Annotated in this window: 16 protein-coding genes and 1 pseudogene; 9 read left to right on the forward strand and 8 right to left on the reverse strand. The window is 67.3% G+C overall.

The annotated features are described in order from the left end of the window. Positions 1–299 precede the first annotated feature (299 nt). A complete protein-coding gene (locus JZ791_RS26760) occupies positions 300–1,358 on the reverse strand; it encodes a beta-ketoacyl-ACP synthase III (RefSeq protein ID WP_216897998.1) in 1,059 nt (352 codons plus the stop codon). 100 nt (positions 1,359–1,458) lie between these two features. Between JZ791_RS26760 and JZ791_RS26765 the strand changes: the two genes are divergently transcribed. Next, complete coding sequence (locus JZ791_RS26765; protein WP_216897999.1) at positions 1,459–2,040, forward strand: TetR/AcrR family transcriptional regulator; 582 nt, start codon at positions 1,459–1,461, stop codon at positions 2,038–2,040. Positions 2,041–2,143: 103 nt separating this feature from the next. Here JZ791_RS26765 and JZ791_RS26770 read toward each other — a convergent pair whose 3' ends face one another. Next, complete coding sequence (locus tag JZ791_RS26770; RefSeq protein ID WP_216898000.1) at positions 2,144–2,569, reverse strand: group I truncated hemoglobin; 426 nt, start codon at positions 2,567–2,569, stop codon at positions 2,144–2,146. A 240-nt stretch (positions 2,570–2,809) separates the two neighbouring features. Here JZ791_RS26770 and JZ791_RS26775 point away from each other — a divergent pair, with 240 nt between their 5' ends. Beyond that, positions 2,810–3,205, forward strand: coding sequence for a VOC family protein (locus JZ791_RS26775; RefSeq protein WP_216898001.1), 396 nt, complete (start codon positions 2,810–2,812; stop codon positions 3,203–3,205). Positions 3,206–3,258: 53 nt separating this feature from the next. On the opposite strand, the gene JZ791_RS26780 is transcribed toward JZ791_RS26775, so the two are convergent. After that, positions 3,259–4,524, reverse strand: a complete 1,266-nt coding sequence (locus JZ791_RS26780; protein WP_216898002.1) for an SLC13 family permease — start codon at positions 4,522–4,524, stop codon at positions 3,259–3,261. Between the two features lie 591 nt (positions 4,525–5,115). Between JZ791_RS26780 and JZ791_RS26785 the strand changes: the two are divergent. Then, a pseudogene (locus JZ791_RS26785) lies at positions 5,116–5,454 on the forward strand (response regulator); the annotation flags it as partial. A 374-nt stretch (positions 5,455–5,828) separates the two neighbouring features. On the opposite strand, the gene JZ791_RS26790 reads toward JZ791_RS26785, so the two are convergent. After that, on the reverse strand, positions 5,829–6,446 hold the full coding sequence (locus JZ791_RS26790; protein ID WP_216898004.1) for a class I SAM-dependent methyltransferase: 618 nt from the start codon (positions 6,444–6,446) through the stop codon (positions 5,829–5,831). 58 nt (positions 6,447–6,504) lie between these two features. Here JZ791_RS26790 and JZ791_RS26795 point away from each other — a divergent pair, with 58 nt between their 5' ends. Further along, entirely contained in the window at positions 6,505–6,966 is a 462-nt protein-coding gene (locus JZ791_RS26795) for a GNAT family N-acetyltransferase (RefSeq protein ID WP_216898005.1), read from the forward strand. A gap of 241 nt (positions 6,967–7,207) precedes the next feature. Beyond that, positions 7,208–8,941 (forward strand): malto-oligosyltrehalose trehalohydrolase, encoded by a 1,734-nt coding sequence (gene treZ / locus JZ791_RS26800; protein ID WP_308163109.1) that lies wholly within the window; start codon positions 7,208–7,210, stop codon positions 8,939–8,941. A 14-nt stretch (positions 8,942–8,955) separates the two neighbouring features. Here treZ and JZ791_RS26805 read toward each other — a convergent pair whose 3' ends face one another. Together JZ791_RS26805 and JZ791_RS26810 are read right to left on the reverse strand one after the other, a co-directional pair. After that, positions 8,956–9,171: a hypothetical protein gene (locus tag JZ791_RS26805; protein WP_216898007.1), complete on the reverse strand. Its 216-nt coding sequence runs from the start codon at positions 9,169–9,171 to the stop codon at positions 8,956–8,958. Between the two features lie 130 nt (positions 9,172–9,301). After that, a complete protein-coding gene (locus JZ791_RS26810; protein ID WP_216898008.1) occupies positions 9,302–10,729 on the reverse strand; it encodes an MFS transporter in 1,428 nt (475 codons plus the stop codon). Between the two features lie 308 nt (positions 10,730–11,037). Here JZ791_RS26810 and JZ791_RS26815 point away from each other — a divergent pair, with 308 nt between their 5' ends. After that, positions 11,038–12,360, forward strand: coding sequence for a serine hydrolase domain-containing protein (locus tag JZ791_RS26815; protein ID WP_216898009.1), 1,323 nt, complete (start codon positions 11,038–11,040; stop codon positions 12,358–12,360). A 104-nt stretch (positions 12,361–12,464) separates the two neighbouring features. Here JZ791_RS26815 and ilvA read toward each other — a convergent pair whose 3' ends face one another. Then, positions 12,465–13,820, reverse strand: a complete 1,356-nt coding sequence (gene ilvA, locus JZ791_RS26820; RefSeq protein ID WP_216898010.1) for a threonine ammonia-lyase IlvA — start codon at positions 13,818–13,820, stop codon at positions 12,465–12,467. A gap of 298 nt (positions 13,821–14,118) precedes the next feature. Between ilvA and JZ791_RS26825 the strand changes: the two genes are divergently transcribed. Next, on the forward strand, positions 14,119–14,346 hold the full coding sequence (locus JZ791_RS26825; RefSeq protein WP_216898011.1) for a hypothetical protein: 228 nt from the start codon (positions 14,119–14,121) through the stop codon (positions 14,344–14,346). Between the two features lie 349 nt (positions 14,347–14,695). Then, a complete protein-coding gene (locus JZ791_RS26830) occupies positions 14,696–15,745 on the forward strand; it encodes a LacI family DNA-binding transcriptional regulator (protein ID WP_308163111.1) in 1,050 nt (349 codons plus the stop codon). Here JZ791_RS26830 and dnaE read toward each other — a convergent pair. After that, positions 15,742–19,293, reverse strand: a complete 3,552-nt coding sequence (gene dnaE / locus JZ791_RS26835) for a DNA polymerase III subunit alpha (protein WP_216898013.1) — start codon at positions 19,291–19,293, stop codon at positions 15,742–15,744. The two genes, JZ791_RS26830 and dnaE, sit on opposite strands and share 4 nt — an antisense overlap. A gap of 331 nt (positions 19,294–19,624) precedes the next feature. On the opposite strand from dnaE, the gene JZ791_RS26840 reads away from it, so the two are divergent. Further along, positions 19,625–20,815, forward strand: a complete 1,191-nt coding sequence (locus JZ791_RS26840) for a T6SS phospholipase effector Tle1-like catalytic domain-containing protein (protein ID WP_216898014.1) — start codon at positions 19,625–19,627, stop codon at positions 20,813–20,815. Positions 20,816–20,896 lie beyond the last annotated feature (81 nt).

Consider the following 20,896-nt stretch of genomic DNA (forward strand, 5'->3'; position numbering starts at 1 on the left):
GCGGCGGGGGCGGGGGCGGGGTGATCGCGTGCACAGGAACGACTTCGGTGGTTGCCGCTGCCTTGCCGGTCGCGGTCGAATGATCGACCTCGCACCCGGAGACGAGCGCTCCGGCAGCAGCGGTCTGGGCGGCGACGCGCAACATACTCCGACGGTCCATGGGCACGCGGGCACTCTAACGGCCGCGCCTGCCGCGCCAGAGGATTTCGGTCACCGTGTTGGCGAACAACCGGCATACGGGCGTGCCGTGGTGTCGTTTCGGGCGAATTGCGATGTACCGGGCCGTTACTGCGAGGTGCTCACTTCTCGGGGGAGGTGTCCGAATAGATCTCCGGCAACCGTACGACCTGCCCGGCGTAGGCCAGTCCCGCGCCGAAACCGAGCAGCAGCGCGGTATCGCCGGGCTTGGCCTCACCCGAGCGCAGCAGTTGCTCCATCGCCATCGGGATGGAGGCCGCGCTGGTGTTGCCGGTCTCGGTGATATCGCGGGCCACCGCGACCGATTCGGGCATGCCCAGCGCCTTGACCAGTGCGTCGGTGATCCGGCTGTTGGCCTGATGCGGGACGAACGCGTCCAGATCCTCCACGGACACACCGGCATTGCCCAGCGCGGTGCGGCATGCCTTCTCCAAAAATGTGACGGCCCAGCGGAATACGGCGGTGCCGTTCATCCGGATGTAGGGCCGCTGCGAGGTGCCTCCGGTCGCCTCGGCCGCCGCTACCTCGGCGAAGTATTCCTGAAAGTCCTTGTCCTGCTTGATCGCCGCGGTCTGGCTGCCATCCGAGCCCCACGCCACCGGGCCGATGCCCTCGGTCTCGGACGGTCCGATGACGCACGCGCCCGCGCCGTCGGCGAAGATGAACGCGCAGGTGCGGTCGGTGGGATCGAGCAGATCCGACAGCCGCTCCACCCCGATCACCAGCACGTGCCTGGCCTGACCCGCCCGGACCAGATTCGCGGCGTTGGCCAGGGCGTAGCAGAACCCGGCGCAACCGGCGGAGACGTCGTAGGCCGCGGTGTCGTGCATGCCCAGTTCGGTGGCCACCACCGCGCCGGCCGAGGGGCCGAGCACCATCTGCGAGGACGTCGCCAGGACCACGGCGTCGACCTGATCGGGGGTCAGCTGCGCGGCCTCCAGGGCGCGGCGCGCGGCGACGGCGCTCATTGTGACGATCGTCTCGTCGGGTCCGGCCCAATGCCGCGAGGCGATGCCGGAGCGCGTCTTGATCCACTCGTCGGAAGAGTCGATGGCCTCGACGATCTCGGCGTTCGGGACGATCCGGCGAGGCCGGTACACGCCGAGGCCCAAGGCTGCGACGTGCGCGACGGGGGCGGCGGTGGTGATGAGCGCGGGCATGCGGGTCCTTACGTTTCGTATGAACCAATCGGTTCATACGGTTAAGGTCTAACATGAACCGATCGGTTCAGGCAAGGGCCGGCAGAACAGGAGCACACCCATGGCAGCGGGTCCGCGCGCGCGATTGATCGCCAGCACCATCTCGACGGTGCAGGAGCATGGCGTGCACGCGGCGGGCCTATCCGAATTGCTCGAGCGGAGCAACGCCTCCCGAAACTCGCTGTATCAGCACTTCCCCTCGGGTAAGGGGGAATTGGTGGAGACGGCCGCGAAAGTCGTCGCGCGGCTGGTCTATTCACACGTCGCCCGAATGGCGGACAGCCTGGCGAGTGCGCCCTCGGCCGAGAAGTGGCTGGACGAGCTGCTCGCGTTCTGGCGGGAGCCCTTGGAGAACAGCGACTTTCGCGCGGGCTCGTTCATGATGGCCGCGGCGCTGGACGAGATGGAGCCGGCGGTGCAGTCCACCGCCGGGCAGGCCTTCGCCGAATGGACCGCCCGCCTGGCGGACGGGATGGTCGCCGCGGGGATGGAGCAGGCGACCGCGTGCTCGGTGGCAGGGCTGCTGTTGTCGGTGGTCGAGGGCACGATCGTGCAGAGCCGCGCGCTCAAGTCCCTGCACCCGTTCGAGGACGCCCGCGTCCAATTGGCGGTGCTGCTGCACCACCATCTACGGCTGCGGTGAATCGCGCATCGACGCGCGAAAATCGACGCGCGAAAACCTTTGTGCCGCCGCTGGGCTCGGATGGGCTGAAGCGTCGCGGCGGCCCGTCGGTACAGCGGTAGGACTAGGCCGTGGCCGCGTCGGAGGCGATATCGCCGGCCAGCGGCGACACCGCGGCGATGATCTGCTCGACGATGTCCTGGGGGACCCCGGCCGCGATCAGCGAGTCGCTGAGGTGCCCGGCGACCAGCATGAAATGTTCCATCATGATGCCGCGCCCCTGGTGCACCTGCTTCATCGGCGCACCGGTGTAAGGCTCGGGGCCGCCGAGAGCCGCGGCGAAGAACTCGACCTGCTTGCCCTTGAGCCGGGACATATTGGCGCCCGTGAAGAATCCCGCGAGCGCCTCGTCCGCGAGGACCCGGACGTAGAAGTCCTCGACGACGACCTCGATCGCCTCCTGGCCGCCGATCTTCTCGTAGATCGTCCGGTCGTCGGCGGCGGGCTCGGACGCGGCGGGCTTGGCCTTGAACAGGGATGTGATTTTCATACGTCCAGCACATCACCGGGCTGTTGCCGGGCCATTAGTCGAGTGTCGCGGGCTGATTACTGTGCGTGGCAGGTCAATTGCGGTCAGCTCACGCATCGCTACCGTGGGCTGTGAGGTGGGCCGCGCGCCGCCTGGGGGACAACCCTGATTCTTGCCCTGATATCCCCGCTTCGCAGCTGATTCCCCGGTCCTGACCGGGGCAGTATGGAAGGTGACGAAGCACGACGGGAAAGGACGGATATGGCGATTCAGTTCAATCACACGATCGTTTACAGCCACGACAGCCGGGAGTCCGCCGAATTCTGGGCGGACATCCTCGGGCTCGAGGTTTCGCCGAACTTCGGGCGGTTCGTTCCGGTCAAGGTCGCCAACGGGATCACCTTCGATTTCGCCGACGTCTCCTCGGACGTCACCGAGATCCAGCGAGCGCACTACGCGTTCCTGGTATCCGAGCAGGATTTCGACTCGGGCTTCGCGAAGATCAAGGAGAAGAACCTGAGCTACTGGGCCGATCCGCGACAGCAGTATCCGGGCGAGATCAACCACAACGACGGCGGGCGCGGGGTGTACTTCCTGGATCCCAGCGGCCACGCTCTGGAGATGCTGACCGTCCCGTACGGCGGCTGGCCGGCCTAGCTCGAAGGCCCCGACGCACCACCCCCTCATCGGTGGTGCGTCCCGCGGATGTCTCACATCGCGACAGCGAACAGTCCGAGCAGTCCGGGCACGATCAGCGACAGCGTCACCGCCAGCGTGAACAGCTTGCGGAACAACATGTTCTGCTGTTCCTGCGCGCTGTTGGCGATGATCAGCGTGCCCGCGACGTGCACCGGGTTCATCACGGACAGCGCGGCGGGTACGCATACCGCGCAAACGATCCAGAACAGGTTCTCGGAGCCGGTGAACGCCGTGAACACCAGCGGCATCATCAGGTTCAGCACCCCGAGCGTGGAACTCTCGATATTGCACAGCAGTGCGGTCATATACGACACGACCAGGACCAGCGCGACGCCGGTGCCCAGGTGGTGCAGCAGCCCCTCGATCGACTTCATGGTGCCGATGGTCTGCATCAGGCCCAGATAGGTCAGCAGGCCCGCCAGCAGCAGGATGCTCGACCACGGCACCCGGCCCAGGATCGCGCGCTCCGGCGGCCGGAACGCGATCTGCAACAGCGCTACCAGGCCCATCGCGGTGAAACCGACGTCCCACTTCGCGAACAACACGAGTACCAGGAACACCGGCAGTGCCAGCCCGGAGCACCAGCGGTACAGGCTCGGGGCGGCCACCTCACCGGGCTGGGGAGTCTCGTCCCCGGTCAGCGCGGGAGCCGGGATCACCGTGAATCCGCCGCCGCGCCGCCGCCGGATCTCCTGAATCACCTGCAGCACGAGCACGACGACGGCCGCGACGAGCATCGACACCGCCCACAGCCCCCAGGTGCTGTAGTGCACGTGCAGCTTCTCGGCCGCGGCCAGGACGCTCGCGCCGGTCGGGTTCAGCGGGGACAGTCCCGCGGAGTTCGCCCCGATCACCACCGCGAGTTCACACAGGTAGAACGACTCCCGGTATCGCACACCGAAATACGCCACCAGCGGCACGAGGAAGGCGATCGGCGCGGTGGAGAAGGCGCCCGCCGAGGACAGCGCCGCGGCGATGACGAATCCCACCCACGGCAGCAGCAGTTGACGGTCGCCGACCTTCTCGTAGACCTTTTCCACCACCGCGCTGAGCGCGCCGCTGCGTTCCACGTGCGCGAACAGCAGCGAGACGCCCGCGATCAGCACGACGAGATCGCCGGGGAAGGCCGTGTACGCCTTGGTGGCGGCGACACCGGAGAGCGCGAGGATCGGCACCGCGGCCGCCAGGGCGAGCACACCGATGTTCATTCGCCGCCATACGGCCACCACCAGCACAAGCACCAGCAGGGCAATGGACAGCCCCTGGGTCACAGTCACGGGATCAGCTCCTGACATTCCTCGAGCCACACCCCGGTGTGCGACCGCCTTGTGACAGTAGGTGTTCCGGGTCACATCCGGCACGGTTGTGCGCACAATCCACGCAAGCCGCAAATGCCGCGTTGTGCTCAGTGCCTGGTGCGCCGACTACTGGGCGGTGAGGAGTCGACCACGGCGGCTGGGCTCGAACGCGACATTCGATCGGCTCAGTGTCCGGCCGATCTGGTGGGATCGGTGTTCGCCGAAGGGGTTTCGACCCGCCCAGACAACGGCGCACCCGGTGGCCGGGGGGGTCGGCCTGGCGCTGTCGCGGCAGATTGCGCGGGCGCTCGGGTGATGTGGTGCTGGCGAATCCGGGTGGCGGCGCGGCTGGTTCGGGTGAGGCGCTACGCGGTGCGGAGTTCATCGCGCGGCTGACGGGGGTGCTGGTGGAAGCGGGCACCGCGTGAACGGCTGGGTGATATCGGTCGGCATACCCGCTGGGCGTGAGGCTGTTCCGGCGTTGCCGCGGCGGGTCGTCGGGAGTTTCGAGGGTGATTCGCCGGTGGCGGGTGCGAGTGTCGTCGAGGATGGAAGGAGCACGGTATGACCATGGCCGAATTGCGGGTTCTGGTAGTCGACGATGACTTTCGGGTTGCGAACCTGCACGCCGGAATAGTCTCGGCGCTACCGGGGTTCACCGTCGGCGCCACCGCGCACACCCTGGCCGCGGCGCGCGAGGCCCTCGCCGCGGCGCAATTCGATCTGGCACTGGTCGATGTGTACCTGCCCGACGGTTCCGGCATCGACCTGGTGCGCGAATTGCGTTGCGAGGCCATGATGCTCACCGCCGCCGAGACGGTCCGCGCGGCGCTGTCCGCGGGCGCACTGGCCTATCTGGTGAAGCCGTTCGACCACACCGCCCTGGCGTCCCGGCTGGCCGGATACGCTCCCGCCGCTGGAAGGGGCCTGGCCACATAAGGTTCGCGCACCGATGTCTCGTCATCCGGGCACGTTTGCGGTTCCCGTCACCGACTGTCGATGCTGTTTCCGTCACCCTGCTGGTTGCTGTTTCGTCACTCCGCTGTCGTTGCTGTTCGTCGCCGAGGTGCGGATCGTTTTCGTTCGACTACCAGGGCATCCGCATGTAGCCAGGTCCTCCACCGAAGTCATCGCGCGGGAGTACGGCTATCCCGGTGCCGTTGGTGATCCCGCCATCCCGGTGCGGATCCTGTTCCGTCACCCCCGTGCTCATTTTGCTGGGATCCAGCGTAACCATCTCCGTACCAGGCGATTCCAGCCGCGGCACATGGAGGTGACCGTATCTACGGCGAGACGGCGACGCCCAGGCTCAGCGCGGCAAGGAATTTCGGGCCGGGCGCCTGATAGAAGACGTCGATATCACTGATCGTGAATCCGGCGCGTTCGATGATCCCGCGGATGTCGCGGTTCAGGTGGCAACCGCCGAACAGGGTGCTCTGCACCGGATCCAGCCGGTGCTGCCAATGCTGTACCGCCGCGTCGGGCGCCAGGCCGTGCTCGACGAAATGCAGTGTGCCGCCCGGGATCAGCACCCGCCGGAGCTCGGCAAGCGCGATGCCGGCATCCGGGATCGTGCACATGGTCCACGTCGACAGCGCGGTGTCGAAGCTGTCGTCCTCGAACGGCAGCGACTGTCCGTCGAGCCCGGCCCGCTGCACAGGTACCGGAGCCTGCGCGACCCGCTCGCTCGCCAACCGCCAGCCGAGATCGGCGGGTTCGACCGCGGTCACCGCCTTCACCCGCGCCGGATAGAACGGCACGTTGCGTCCCGATCCGAATCCGATCTCCACGACCCGACCCGCCAAGCCCGCCGTAACCCGCCTGCGGATGGGGTCGTGATCGGTCCGCCCGCAGGTCAGATCCACGATCCGTGGCAACACCCGTTCGCTGTAGAAGCCCATGCCCTCGACTGTGCCACCACTGCCGATACCGCAGGGTCGGTTCGATACCGTGACCATCGTGGAGATCGAAATCGATGACCTGACCGGCCCGGACATCCTCGGGCTGATCAGCGGCCATCTCACCGAGATGCACAGCGTCACCTCGCAGGCCGAGAGCGTGCACGCGCTGGATCTCAACGGATTGCGACGCCCGGAGGTCACCGTCTGGTCGGTGCGCGAACAGGGCCGGATCGCTGGCTGCGGCGCGATCAAGCGCTTGGACGCAACCCACGGCGAGATCAAGTCGATGCGTACCGCCGACACACATCGCCGTCGCGGCGTAGCCGCGCGGCTGCTGGGACATCTCGAGGCCGAATCGGTGCGCATGGGTCTGACCCGATTAAGTCTCGAGACCGGCTCGGAGGATTTCTTCGAACCCGCGCGCCGGCTGTATCTGGCCCACGGATTCGAGTACTGCGAGCCCTTCGGCGACTACCGACCCGACCCGTTGAGTGTGTTCATGACCAAGAAAATCGCCTGACACCCGACCGGCGGTCTCGGGGGGTTTGAGAGAACCGGCCTCCCGCTACATTTTGTGGACGGTTTCGTCCGAAACCGGAGTTTCGAGCCTGAAAAATGTAGCGGGAGGCCGGGCGGATCCGCTCCATGCAGCAGGCGAGTGCCCGTCGTTCGCCAACTGGCCCTGCTCGGTCACCAGGGCCATGGACCTGCTGGGCGGCTCGTGCGGTGGACAGTTGCCGGCGCCGTGCGATGCTGGGCCGGTGACATTCGAGGTGTGGGCGCCGCGAGCCGGGCGGGTGCTGGTCGAGGTCGAGGGCCGGGTGCATCCGATGAGCGAGAATCACGGATGGTGGCGGGCCGAGATCGAGGCCGCGGCAGGGGCACGGTATGGGTATCTGCTCGACGACGATCCGGCGGTCCTGCCCGACCCGCGATCGGCCCGGCAGCCGGACGGGGTTCACGGCCTGTCCGCGCTGCACACGCTCGACTCGGCGCGATGGACCGATTCCGGTTGGACCGGCCGGCAGCTGGGCGGTTCGGTGCTGTACGAACTGCATATCGGGACGTTCACGCCGGAGGGTACCTTCGACGCGGCGATCGAGCGGCTGGGCCACCTGGTGGATCTGGGGATCACGACGGTCGAGGTCATGCCGGTCAACGCCTTCAACGGGGTGTGGAACTGGGGATACGACGGTGTGCTGTGGTACGCGGTGCACGAGGCGTACGGCGGCCCGGACGGGTTACAGCGATTCGTGAATGCCTGTCACGCACGGGGTCTGGCTGTGGCGCTGGACGTCGTCTACAACCATCTCGGCCCGTCGGGGAACTATCTGCCGAGGTTCGGGCCGTATCTCGGTGCGGGGCACAACACCTGGGGGGAGAGCCTCAACCTCGACGGGCAAGGCTCGGATGAGGTGCGCCGCTTCATCATCGGAAACGCACTGCGCTGGTTCGATGAATTCCATATCGACGCACTGCGATTGGACGCCGTGCACGCCCTGGTGGACCGCCGGGCGATCGGGCTGCTGGAGGAACTCGCGACCGAGACCGACGCGCTGTCCGCACGGCTGGGGCGGCCGCTGACCCTCATCGCGGAGAGCGATCTGAACGACCCCCGGTTGATCACCCCGCGTGCCGCCGGGGGATACGGGCTGCGCGGGCAGTGGAGCGACGACCTGCATCACGCCGTGCACACCGCGGTTTCCGGCGAACGTCAGGGCTACTACGCCGACTTCGGCTCACTGTGCTGTCTGGCGCGGACGCTGCGACACGGATTCTTCCACGCTGCAACCTATTCCAGCTTCCGCGGCCGAATCCACGGCCGTCCGCTGAACACTCACCTCGTTCCGGCCAGTGCCCTGCTCGCCTACACCTGCACGCACGATCAGATCGGCAACCGCGCGCTGGGCGATCGCCCCGCCGCCTATCTCACCGACGGACAGCTCGCGATCAAGGCGGCACTGGTGCTGGGCTCGCCGTATACGCCGATGCTGTTCATGGGGGAGGAGTGGGGCGCGCGAACCCCGTTCCAGTTCTTCACCTCGCATCCCGAACCCGAACTGGCCGCCGCGGTCGCCGCCGGACGCGGGGCCGAATTCGCCGACCACGGCTGGTCCGCCACCGATATCCCCGACCCGCAGGATCCGGCGACCTTCCAGCGATCGAAGCTGGACTGGTCGGAACCCGCCGCACCCGCGCACGCTCGGCTCCTGGATTGCTACCGCGCCCTGCTGTCCCTGCGTCGTACCCACCCCGATCTCGCGGACCCCCGCCTGGACCGGCTAACAGTCGACTACGACGAAGACGCCCAGTGGATAGTCCTGCACCGCAACACCGTTCACGTCGTCTGCAATCTGGCGGATCGGGCGGTCGACGTGCCGATCATCGGAACAGCGCTGCTGTTCTGGGAGACGATCGAGCAGCATCCGACTCACACCACCCTGCCGGCACACTCGTTCGTGATCCTCGAAACCGCTGCGCCGGTGCCGGGCTGAAGTCGACTCCGTCATTATCCTCGACACCGATGTGCCGCGCCGGTGCCGACCCAGCTCACGGTCGCCCGCCCGCGTGCGGACTCGTCGGTGAACAGATGCGGGATCAGCGCCAGCGTCGCGGGCAGCACGATCCGGCGCCGATGCCCTGCACCGCGCGCTAGGTGATCATCGGGCGCGAGCATGCATCCGGCCGAGGCGACCACGACCACGATCACCCCGCCGCACAGCACCCGGCGATGCCTCCAGAGGTCCCCGGCTCGCCCCGAACTTAGCAGCAGCGCGGCCAGCGCCACAGTGTATCCGTCCGGAACCCGGCCATACTCGCACCCAGGTCGTGGCGGATGGCGGGGAGCGCGAGGTCTACGCCGAATTCCCGGTCTCCTCGCGGACTCTGGGCTCATCGCCGCTGCCCTGTGCCCCGGTCGAGTTCACCTCGGTGAGGGTTCGCCCGGTGGTGTGCGGGCCGCCCACGACGATATCCAGCGCGGCGATCACCATGGCTACGGCCACCGCGACGAACATCCAGGTCGAGCCGAAGTGATGCAGGATCGGCACCAGGATGAACGGCAGCAGTCCGCTGGAGAGCCGGGATATCGAGTACGTGCCCGCGCTGGCCGTGCCGCGCAGGCGCGTCGGGAATATCTCCGCCTGGTAGACGTGGAATGCGTTGGAGAAGATGTTGCTGGTCGCGGTGTAGCAGAAGCCGAGAATCAGAATCGCCGCCTCGGACCGGGACGCCCCGAAGACCAGGCCGAATACCGACATCGCCACGGCCGAGCCGATGATCAGATATTTACGTTCGGTGCGCTCGATGATCGGCAGTGACAACGCCGAGCCGATCGGATAGCCGATGAAGATCACCCCGAGAAAGCCCAGCCCGGTGACGACGTCGTACCCCCGCGCGACCAGCACCAACGGCACGAGGGTGCCGAAACCGTAATAGCCCCAGCTCTGCAGGAAATGGAAGATGAGCATCATCCAGGTGCGGCCCGCGTACGGCCGCTGGAACAACTCGGCGACCTGCGCGCCGCGGCCGGTCGGCGGTGTCGTGGGCGACGGCTCGGCGAGGGTGATTCCACGCTCGCTCGCGCTGCGCTCGAATCGCGTGACGATGGCGTCGGCCTCGGCGTCCCGGCCGGCCGCGGACAGCCAGCGCGGCGACTCCGGCAACCGGCTCTGCATCGCGACGATGAGCACCGCCCCGATCGCGCCGAAGACGAACAGCCACCGCCACCCGGCGATCCCGAGCGGATGCAGCGGCACCAGCCAATGCCCCAGGAAACCCCCGGCCGGAACGCCGACGAAGCCGACCGTGTACGCGATCGCCGTGTACAGCCCGCGCTTGGCCGCCGGAAGCAGATCGCCGAGGTAGGCGTCGGCCACCGGCAATCCGGCGCCGATGCCGAATCCGGCCAGGAAGCGGCACAGCACCAGGAACCAGGCGTCCGGGCTGAACGCGGCAAGCAGGGTGAAGGCCGAATAGATCCCCAGCGACAGCAGGAACGCTCGCCGCCGCCCGAACCGGTCCGCGATCCGGCCGATCACGATGCTGCCGAGGAACATTCCCAGAAACGCCGAGGACAGCAGCAGCGTCAGCCCGTTCCCGCCGATGTGGAACTGCTTCTGCAGCACCGTGCTGAGCGTTCCCGACAGGAAGACCTCGTAGAGGTCGAAGAACAGGCCTATGCCGATGACGGCCGTGATGAGCATGTGCAGCGGCGTGATCGGCAGCCGGTCCATCCGTGCCGCGACCGAGGTCCCGGTCGGGGGCGTATTCGTTGTCACCATGAGCTCCAAAAGGGGGCGCGCCCCCGATTCACCAATATCCCGGCACCGTTCCAGCCGGAACCTCCTGGAACGCAGTATTGATCGACACCCCGCGCCAGGTCTCTATATCGTCCAGAAAATCCCGGTATTTGGTCTCCACCCGGCCGAGGCGGTCCGCGCCGGCAGCAGGCGCCGCGCCCGGTCCGGCGCGTCGAGTGTGGTCAGGATAGCCGCGGCCGCCTCGGCCGGGTCGCCCGGCTGCCGGTGGTTGCCGTCGGCGACCCGGTCCCGGGTGCGCCCGGCCAGCTTTCGTACTGCTTCCGGGCGAAATGGATCGACCGAGCGGGAGTAACGATCGCGCAACTTCGACCGTGCCGTTATGGTATGGCCGTACCGTAAGTGGTGTGAGCAGCGTCGCTTCACCCCACGATGCGGTGCCCCTTCCCGCGGGTGTGCGCGGGTATGCGGCCACCGAATTCTCGCCGTTGGTACGGGCTTTCGGCAAATTCGTCGGTGGAAGGACCGGGGCGGGAGCAGGGCTGACGGTGTTCCGGCACGGTGAGCCGCTGGTGGACATCTGGACCGGATACGCGAGTTCTGGCGTCGAGTGGACCCACGACACCGGTGCGATCGTCTTCTCGGCGACCAAGGGCGTCGCCTCCACGGTCCTGCACCGCCTGGCCGACCGCGGCCTGCTCGACTACGACGCGCCCATCGCCGCGTACTGGCCGGAGTTCGGCGCTGCCGGTAAAGAGCGGATTACGGTGCGGCAGTTGATGACCCATCGGACCGGACTGTCCGCGCTGCCCCAGATCGCAACCCGGGCACAGGACGTGCTCGACCACGAACTGATGCAGCAGCGCCTGGCCGCGGCGACGCCCGATCGGCTGCTGGGCGTTCCGGCGTACCACGCGTTCACCTACGGCTGGCTGGTGGCCGGGTTGGCGCGGGCGATCACCGGATCGAGCCTGGCCGAACTGTTCCGCACCGAGGTCGCCGAACCGCTGGGCGTCGACGGAATTCATCTGGGGCGCCCACCCGGTGGGTCCTCGACACCCGTTGCGGCGCTGTGCGGTTCGAGACTGTCGGCGGTGGGTGCACCGATCGGCGCGATGTTCTTCGGGCACGCCTACGGCCTGCCCGGCCCGGTCGGCGCGGCCACCCGGGCGCTGTTCCTGCCGGGCGTGGAAACCCTTGTGGCAGGCGATGATCCGCCGGTCCTGGACACCGAACTGGGCGCGGGCAACGGCGTCTGCACCGCCCCCGCGCTGGCCACCCTGTACGGTGCGCTCGCCGGGGACGGCACGGTCGCGGGTCGCCGCTACTTGTCGGCGCACACGGTCGCGGGGCTGCGCCGCGTGCAGACCTACCGGCCGGACCACACGCTGTTCTACATGCCGATGATGTGGCATCTGGGCTACCACTCGATGCCGACCGGCACGCAGAGCGGATTCGGCCACATCGGCCTCGGCGGATCCTTCGGCTGGGCCGACCCGCGCTCGGGCCTGTCCATCGGCTTCGTGCACAACCGCCTGGACCTGGGCACCTTCGCCTGGGACCAGCTGGCCTCCACCTGGATTCTGCCGCTGGCCGCACGCGGGGCCCGCGCTGTGTCCCGTCGCGCGAACGTCCCCGCGAGACGGGCAGCGTGACTCAGGGCGCATCCGCACGACCACGAATCGGCATCCGGCCTGTGCGATCGGTGCCGTGGGTTGGGGCGGGTTCGCCTGAGACCAGGAGATCTCCAGGCGCGTCGTCAGGTGAGGTACCGGTAGGCGGGGGAGCCCGGCTCCAAACGCTCGCACTGCAACGGCGAGGCCTGCATGCGCTTCAGCAGCGGCTCCAGATCCGAGCGGTCGCCCAGTTCGATGCCGACCAGGGCCGCACCGGTCTCGCGGTTGTTGCGCTTGACGTATTCGAACAGCGCGACGTCGTCGTCCGGGCCGAGCACCTCGTCCAGGAAGCGGCGCAGCGCACCGGGCTCCTGCGGGAAGTCCACCAGGAAATAGTGCTTCAGGCCCTGATGTACCAGCGAGCGCTCGATGATCTCCCCGTACCGGGATACGTCGTTGTTACCGCCCGACAGCAGGCACACCACCGTCGAATCCGGTTCCACGTCGATCTCGGCCAGTCCGGCCAGGGCCAGTGCCCCGGCGGGCTCGGCGATGATGCCCTCGTTCTGATACAGCTCCAGCATGGCCGTGCAGATCGCGCCCTCGTCCACCAGCATCAGGCGGAAGGTGCCCGCACCGTGCGGCGATTCGGCCGCGGTCAGCAGTGGCAGCGAGGCGTGTGAGATGACCCGGCCGCCGAAAGCTGTCACCGCGGCATACGGCAGATCGCCGATGCGTTTCACCGCCGCCCCGTCCACGAACGGATCGATCTCCGGCAGCGTCACCGGGCCACCGGCGACCAGTGCGGCTGTCATCGAGGCCGCGCCCGCGGGCTCCACCGCGAGGATGGCGGTGGAGGGTGAGCGCTCGCGCAGGTAGGTGCCGATCCCGGCCAGGCAGCCACCGCCGCCGACCGGGATGATCACCAGGTCCGGTGCGCGATCGAGCTGCTCGAGCAGCTCCACCGCGATGGTGCCCTGCCCGGCCGCGGTGCGCGGATCGTCGAAGGGCGGCACCATCGTCGCGCCCGTACGAGCGACGTCGTCGGCGGCCGCGACGGCCGCGGCGTCGAAGGTATTGCCGACGGCGATCAGTTCGACGAATTCACCGCCGTGTGCGCGGATTCGGTCGCGCTTCTGTTTGGGCGTGTTGGTGGGCACGTAGATGCGGCCCGAGATGCCCATCGCCCGGCAGGCGTACGCCACGCCCTGAGCGTGGTTTCCGGCGCTGGCGGTGACGACGCCCGCGTCCCGTTCGGCCTCGGTGAGCTGCACGATCAGGTTGTAGGCACCGCGCAGCTTGTACGAGCGCACGGCCGTGAGGTCCTCGCGCTTGACGTACACGTTCGCGCCCGAGCGGGCCGAGATGCGCTCGATGCGCTGCAACGGCGTCGGCTCGATAATGGTCGAAATTCGCTTGGCGGCAGTGTCGATATCGTCGGCGCTCAGGGGGCGCGACGACTGGGGCAACTTCTCTGCGACATCAAGCGGATTGGACACCCGAACATGCTATCCGGATGCCGGATCCGCATGACGTGCCGGTCGTCGGAGTGGACCCGCGTGCCGGTTATGGGTGATCGGCGCGGGAGAAATACGTATGTCCGGCTTGTCGGAGCGAACCGGGCACACGGGCAGTACCCCCTCCGAACAGATCGGCCTGTTCGCGGGCCTGGGGCCGGGGAGTCGGTGCATACTCTCCGGATAGTGGCATGCCGCGAACGATACGCAGCGGCTCCGGGGTTACTCCTGGACGGAAAGTTCGTTTGACCGAACTTCATGATCCGCGTAGCCTGATCAGATGGTAGTGGTTCACCAATATCCTCGTGTCGCCGGTGTTCAGACGGTCGACATCGCCGGTGTCCGCTGGCCACTGTTCAAACTCGAGGCCGTAGCCCTCGCCGCGCTGACCTTCCTGATTCTGCTGCTCGTCATCGACCCGCAAGTGGCCGTGCTGGCCGCCGCCGCGGTCGCGGTACTACGTTGGTCCGTCGCTGTGGCCGCGCGCCGCATTCGCCTGGTCTCCTGACGGTCGCCGTAATTCGCACGGCCGAGATGTGCCCACGTGGCTGAAATGCGTCAGCTGTTCGGGCGCGACGCGTTGCGCGGACCGTGATTCGTTCCCCAGCGGAATACATTGGGCTGGAACTATTTCTGATATCGGTCGGTCGACACGCGATAAGTCCCACAATAAATGTTAACGTTAACAATAGATCATTCGGGCACGGTACCGACCTGACGGTATCCGTATTATGTCGATATTGCTTGCGACGCACCGGATTCGGCCTCGTGTGCGGTGTTCGGTGGGGCGCGACCCGCGCGAGCGCTAATCTGAAACTCGGATGAACGCCGGTGCGACCGGCGCGGAAGGTGTGAATGTGAGAGACCGGAACGGGCATCCAGCGGGCAGGCAGGACCGCCCGGCGGTGATGACCGATGTGGCCAAGCTCGCCGGTGTGTCGCATCAGACCGTCTCGCGGGTGTTGAACGACAGCCCGCAGGTGCGCCCGGAGACGCGCGAACGGGTGCTGGCCGCGGTGGCCGAACTGGGTTATCGCCCCAACGCGATGGCTCGCGGCCTGGTGAGCCGGCGCTCCAAGGTGCTGGGCGTGGTCACCTTCGACACCGTGCTGTACGGCCCGGCCTCGATGATGCTCGGCATCGAACGGGCCGCGCGCGCCGCGGGCTACGGCGTCAGCATCGCCACCATCGAGCGGGTGGATCGGCTCGGTGTGCTGGACGCGGTCAACGCGCTGGCGGATCAGGGCGTGGACGGAGTGATCATCATCGCCCCGCAGCTGTACGCCGAGGCCGCGCTGCACGATCTGCCCGCCCAACTGGTCGCGATCGCCGTGGAGTCCGGTCAGGACGCCGGTCTGCCCGCGGCGTCGGTGGATCAGATCGAGGGCACCCGGCTGGTCGTGCAGCACCTGCTGGACCTGGGGCATCGCACGGTATGGCATGTGACCGGCCCGAGCGGCTGGTACGAGGCGCGCGACCGCCTCGAGGGCTGGCGGCGCACGCTCGAGGCCGCGGGCGCGACGATCCCGCCGGTGATCGGTGGTGACTGGAGCGCCCGCTCCGGCTACGACGCGGGGGTGACGCTGGCCGTGGAGCCCGGGGTCAGCGCGGTGTTCACCGCCAACGACCAGATGGCCCTCGGCGTGCTGCGCGCCTTCGCCGAACGCGGGATCCGGGTGCCCGAGGACATCTCGGTGGTCGGCTTCGATGACATCCCCGAGGCCGCATACCTGACCCCGCCGTTGACCACCGTGCGCCAGGACTTCGACGAGGTGGGCCGGCGCAGTATGCGGCTGCTGCTGCAACTGCTCGAGGGCGAGATCGACGTGCCCGAGCCGCCTCCGGTGGTGCCGACGCTGGTCGTGCGCGCCAGCGCGGGCCCGCCGGCGGGCGGCTCGAACCGCTAACTCGCCAGGCAGCCGGGGCCCAGGAGGGCCTTCAGGTCACCCATGAGCGCCGAGGACGGGGATACCCGCAGGTTGTCGGCGACCTTGAGCAGGGTGGTCCGCTCGCGGGAGCCGACGTGGCGGATGTGCACGTCAGCGGTGCCGGGGTGGTTGGACAGGACCCGCTTGAGGGCGTTGACCTTGTCGGGGGTGCACATGCGGGTCGGAATCGTCACCGCGAGGGGCTTTTCCATGCCGATGGCCGACAGATCCGGGACCACGAGGTCGTTGGCGATCAGCGAAATGCGGTCGCCGCGAGCCGAGACGCGGGCCTTCACCAGGACGACGGCGTCCTCCACCACGTCCATGCCGTAGACCGAATAGGACTGCGGGAAGAACAACACCTCGATCCCGCCGGTGAGATCTTCCAGCTGCGCCGAGGCCCACGGCAGCCCGTTCTTGTTGACGCGGCGGTTCACCGAGGCCAGGATGCCGCCGATGGTGACCTGGGCGCCGTCCTTGACATCGCCCTGCAGAATCGCTGGGATCGGAGTATCCGCCTGCGCCGCGAGCACGTGCTCGACACCGTTGAGCGGATGCCCGGACACGTACAGGCCCAGCATCTCCCGTTCCAGCGCGAGCTTGTGCTTGGACTCCCACTCCTCGTCGGGGACCTTCACATCGAAGACGCCCGAGATGCTGTCGTCCCCGTCGTCGAGGCCGCCGAACAGGTCGAACTGGCCGATCGCCTCGGCCTTCTTGGTCGACATCACCGCGTCGATCGCATCGGAGTGGACCAGGAACAGTCCCTTGCGCGGATGGTCGAGCGAGTCGAACGCACCGGCCTTGATGAGCGATTCGGTGACCTTCTTGGTACAGGCCACGGTGTCGATCTTGTTCAGATAATCGGAGAAGTCGGTGAACTTCGACTTCTCCTTGCGGGCGGCGATGATCGAGGCCACCACGTTCGCCCCGACGTTGCGCACCGCGCCCATGCCGAAACGGATGTCGTGGCCGACGGAGGCGAATTCGAGTTCGGACTCGTTGACATCGGGCGGCAGCACCTGGATGCCCAGGCGCCGGCAGTCGGCCAGGTAGACCGCGGCCTTGTCCTTGTCGTCGCCGACGCTGGTGAGCAGCGCGGCCATGTACTCGGCCGGGTAGTTCGCCTTCAGGTAGGCGGTCCAGTACGAGACCAGGCCGTAGGCGGCGGCGTGTGATTTGTTGAACGCGTAACCGGCGAACGGAAGGATGGTGTCCCACAGCGCCTTGATGGAGGCCTTGGAGAAACCGTTGTCCATCATGCCCTTCTCGAAGCCCTCGAATTCGGCTTCGAGCACCTCGGCCTTCTTCTTACCCATCGCGCGGCGCAGGATATCGGCTCGGCCGAGCGAGTATCCGGCCACTTTCTGCGCGACGTGCATGATCTGCTCTTGGTAGACGATCAGGCCGAAGGTCTCGCCGAGGATCTCCTTCAGCGGCTCCTCGAGCTCCGGGTGGATCGGCTTGACCTCTTGGCGAGCGTTCTTGCGATCGGCGTAATCGTTGTGCGCGTTCATGCCCATCGGACCGGGCCGGTACAGCGCGCCGACCGCGACGATGTCCTCGAACGCGTTGGGCTGCATGCGGCGCAGCAGATCGCGCATGGGGCCACCATCGAGCTGGAACACGCCGAGAGTTTCACCGCGCGAGAGCAATTCGAAGGTGGGCGCGTCGTCCAGCGGCAGATTGTCCATATCGAGGTCGACGCCCCGGTTGGCCTTGATGTTCTCCAGCGCGTCGCCGATGACCGTCAGGTTGCGCAGGCCCAGGAAGTCCATCTTCAACAGGCCGATGGCCTCGCAGGACGGGTAGTCCCAGCCGGTGATGATGGCGCCGTCCTGGGCGCGCTTCCACACCGGGATCGCGTCTGTGAGCGGATCGCAGGACATGATCACCGCGCAGGCATGCACGCCCGCGTTGCGGATCAGGCCCTCGAGGCCCTTGGCGGTCTCGTAGATCTTCGCGATCTCGGGATTGGACTCGATCAGGCCGCGGACCTCGGCAGCCTCCTTGTACCGCTCGTGCTCGGGATCGGTGATGCCCGAGACCGAGATGTCCTTGGCCATGATCGGCGGCGGCAGCGCTTTGGTGATCTGGTCGGCGATGGCGAAACCGGGCTGGCCGTGCAGCACGCGCGCGGAATCCTTCAGCGCGGCCTTGGTTTTGATGGTGCCGAAGGTGATGACCTGTGCCACCTTGTCGACGCCGTACTTCTCCGAGGCGTAGCGCACCATCTCACCGCGGCGGCGATCGTCGAAGTCGATATCGATATCGGGCATCGACACGCGCTCGGGGTTGAGGAACCGCTCGAACAGCAGACCGTGCGGCAGCGGGTCGATATTGGTGATGCCCAGCGCGAAGGCGACCAGTGAACCGGCCGCCGAGCCGCGGCCCGGGCCGACCCGGATGCCGACGTCGCGGGCATGGTTGATGAGGTCGCCGACGACCAGGAAGTAGGCCGGGAAGCCCATTTCCAGGATGACGCCGATCTCGTACTCGACCTGATCGATGTACCTCTGCGACGGGCCCTCCGGGAAACGCCGCAGCAGTCCGCGCCGCACCTCCTCGCGCAGCCAGCTGGCCTGGTCGTATCCCTCGGGAACCGGGAAGACGGGCATCCGGTCGCGGTGGTTCCAGACCTCGTCGTAGGACTGCACCCGCTCGCCGATCAGCACGGTGTTGTCGCAGGCGCCGGGCACCTCGGCGTCCCAGATGGCGCGCATCTCGTCGGCGGACTTGAGGTAGTAGCCGCTGCCGTCGAATTTGAAGCGGGTCGGGTCCGAGAGCGTCTTGCCGGTCTGAATGCACAGCAGCGCTTCGTGGTTGGTGGAGTCGGTCTGGTGCACGTAGTGGCAGTCGTTGGTCGCCAGCGGGGGAATGCCCAGCTTCTTGCCGACCTCGAGCAGGCCCTGGCGCACCCGGGTCTCGATGGACAGTCCGTGGTCCATGATCTCCAGGAAGAAATTCTCCTTGCCGAAGATCTCCTGCCACTTGGCCGCCGCCTCGAGGGCTTCGCGCTCGTGGCCCAGGCGCAGGCGGGTCTGCACCTCGCCCGACGGGCAGCCGGTGGTGGCGATGATGCCCTCGGCGTGCTCGGCGATGATCTCCTCGTCCATGCGGGACCACTTGCCGAGCTGGCCCTCGAGCGAGGCCAGGCTCGACAGCTTGAACAGGTTGCGCAGGCCGGTCGCGTTCTCGGCGACCATCGTCATATGGGTGTACGCACCCGAGCCGGAGACGTCGTCGCCCTTCTGGCTCGGATCGCCCCACTGCACGCGCTTGGTGTTGAAGCGGGAGGCGGGCGCGATGTACGCCTCGATGCCGATGATCGGCGTGATGCCCTGCTTCTTGGCGGAGTTGTAGAACTCCGAGGCGCCGAACATGTTGCCGTGGTCGGTCATGCCGACGGCCGTCATGCCGAGGCGCTCGGCCTCCTTGAACAAGGGCGTGATCTTCGCCGCGCCATCGAGCATCGAGTACTCGGTGTGGTTGTGAAGGTGGACGAATGATCCCGGCGAGGCTGACACGAAGTGGATTCTAGATCGCCCCACCGACACCTGAATCCCGCCGCGCCGCGCCGGTTCGCCCCCCGGGCGCGTGGTATATGAGCGCGGCGCGATGACCAGCGCGGAACCGATCGGACAGGGATTCCGCGTGTCGCACGACACGCGGAGCCACTCGCTCCGCGGCGGGCCGGATACGCGCGGATGCGACCGTCCGGGACCGGTGGCTCGGAAAAATAAGTGTGTACCGGGCGGGTCCCGGGGGAATGATTAGCATCGGCGCGGATCGGTAGCGGCAAAACAGGTAGTCCGCTACGCGAGATTCGCCACGAAGCGGGGCGGGAGGATCCTTGCTATGAAACGACTGGTCGTGTGCTGCGACGGAACCTGGGGAGCCGAGAGCAACCCGTCGGTGTCGAACGTGGTGAAGATTGCGGAATCATTGCGCCTGAATACATCCGAAGCGGATGGGCGGATGGTCGAACAGCAGGTGTTCTACACCGACGGTCCCGGCACGCGCGGGTATTCCGCCGATAAGATCCTCGGTGGCATGTTCGGGGTGGGCCTGGATTCGGCGCTGTCGACGCTGTACTGGCAGCTGGCGCTGAACTGGGAACCCGACGACGAGATCTTCCTGTTCGGCTTCAGCCGCGGCGCGTATCTCGCGCGCAGTCTGTCCGGGCTGATCAACCGTATCGGCCTGCTGACCCCGGACGCGCTGTCCGAGGGCCGCCTGCCGGACGCACTGGCTATCTTCCGGCAGCGTAAGGCGCACCCCGACGATCCGGATCCGGCGCAGTGGGTGCAGTTCCGGGAGCAGTACTGCCGCGCGCCGGTGCCGATCAAATTCCTCGGTGTCTTCGATACCGTCGGCGCGATGGGCGTGCCCGGAATCACCTCCGGTAAGTACCGATTCCACGATCTGCGGCTCGCGCCGACCGTCCATTGCGCCCGCCAGGCACTGGCCATCGACGAGCGCCGACGCCTCTACTCACCGTGTCTGTGGGAGGTCATCGACGAGGCCGGTGTCGCCGAGCAGTGGCCGGACAGGGTCAAGCAGGTGTGGTTCGAGGGCTGCCACACCGATATCGGCGGTGGCCTGCCGGACGGTCGTCTGTCGGATCGCACGCTGCGCTGGATGGTCCGTGAAGCGTGCGAGCAGGGCCTGGAAATCGACCGGGACAGGCTGGAGGAGTCGATCGCACACAGCGCCACGGCGACCGGACCGGTTCGCCCGCACAGCACGCTGAATCTGTTCTATCGGATCGCGAATCTGGTCGGCCTGCTGGTCCACCCGCGCGATACGCGGTTCTACCGGGACTCCTGGCGTCGCCTGGACGCACGGCCGGACCAACGGGTGTACCTGGCGTCCTGCGCGTGCGGCGACAGCGAGTACGACCCGCCGAATGTGCGCCGCTGGGCGCGGGACTGCGACGATTGCGTGCCGACGGAACAGACCACCGGGCACGTCGAATCGGTCGCGGAAACGGAAAAACTCGCCGCGGCGGACGGTGCGGCCACGACCTCTGAAGAAGTCACCGCCTGAATCCCCGTCATGCCCCGACTCGTCATTCCGGCATGCTTTTGGCCGGAATCCATCGGTGCACAGTAGATCCCGGCCAAAGGC

Origin of the sequence: Nocardia alni, from assembly GCF_019038435.1 — a bacterium.
GTDB classification, from domain to species: domain Bacteria; phylum Actinomycetota; class Actinomycetes; order Mycobacteriales; family Mycobacteriaceae; genus Nocardia; species Nocardia alni.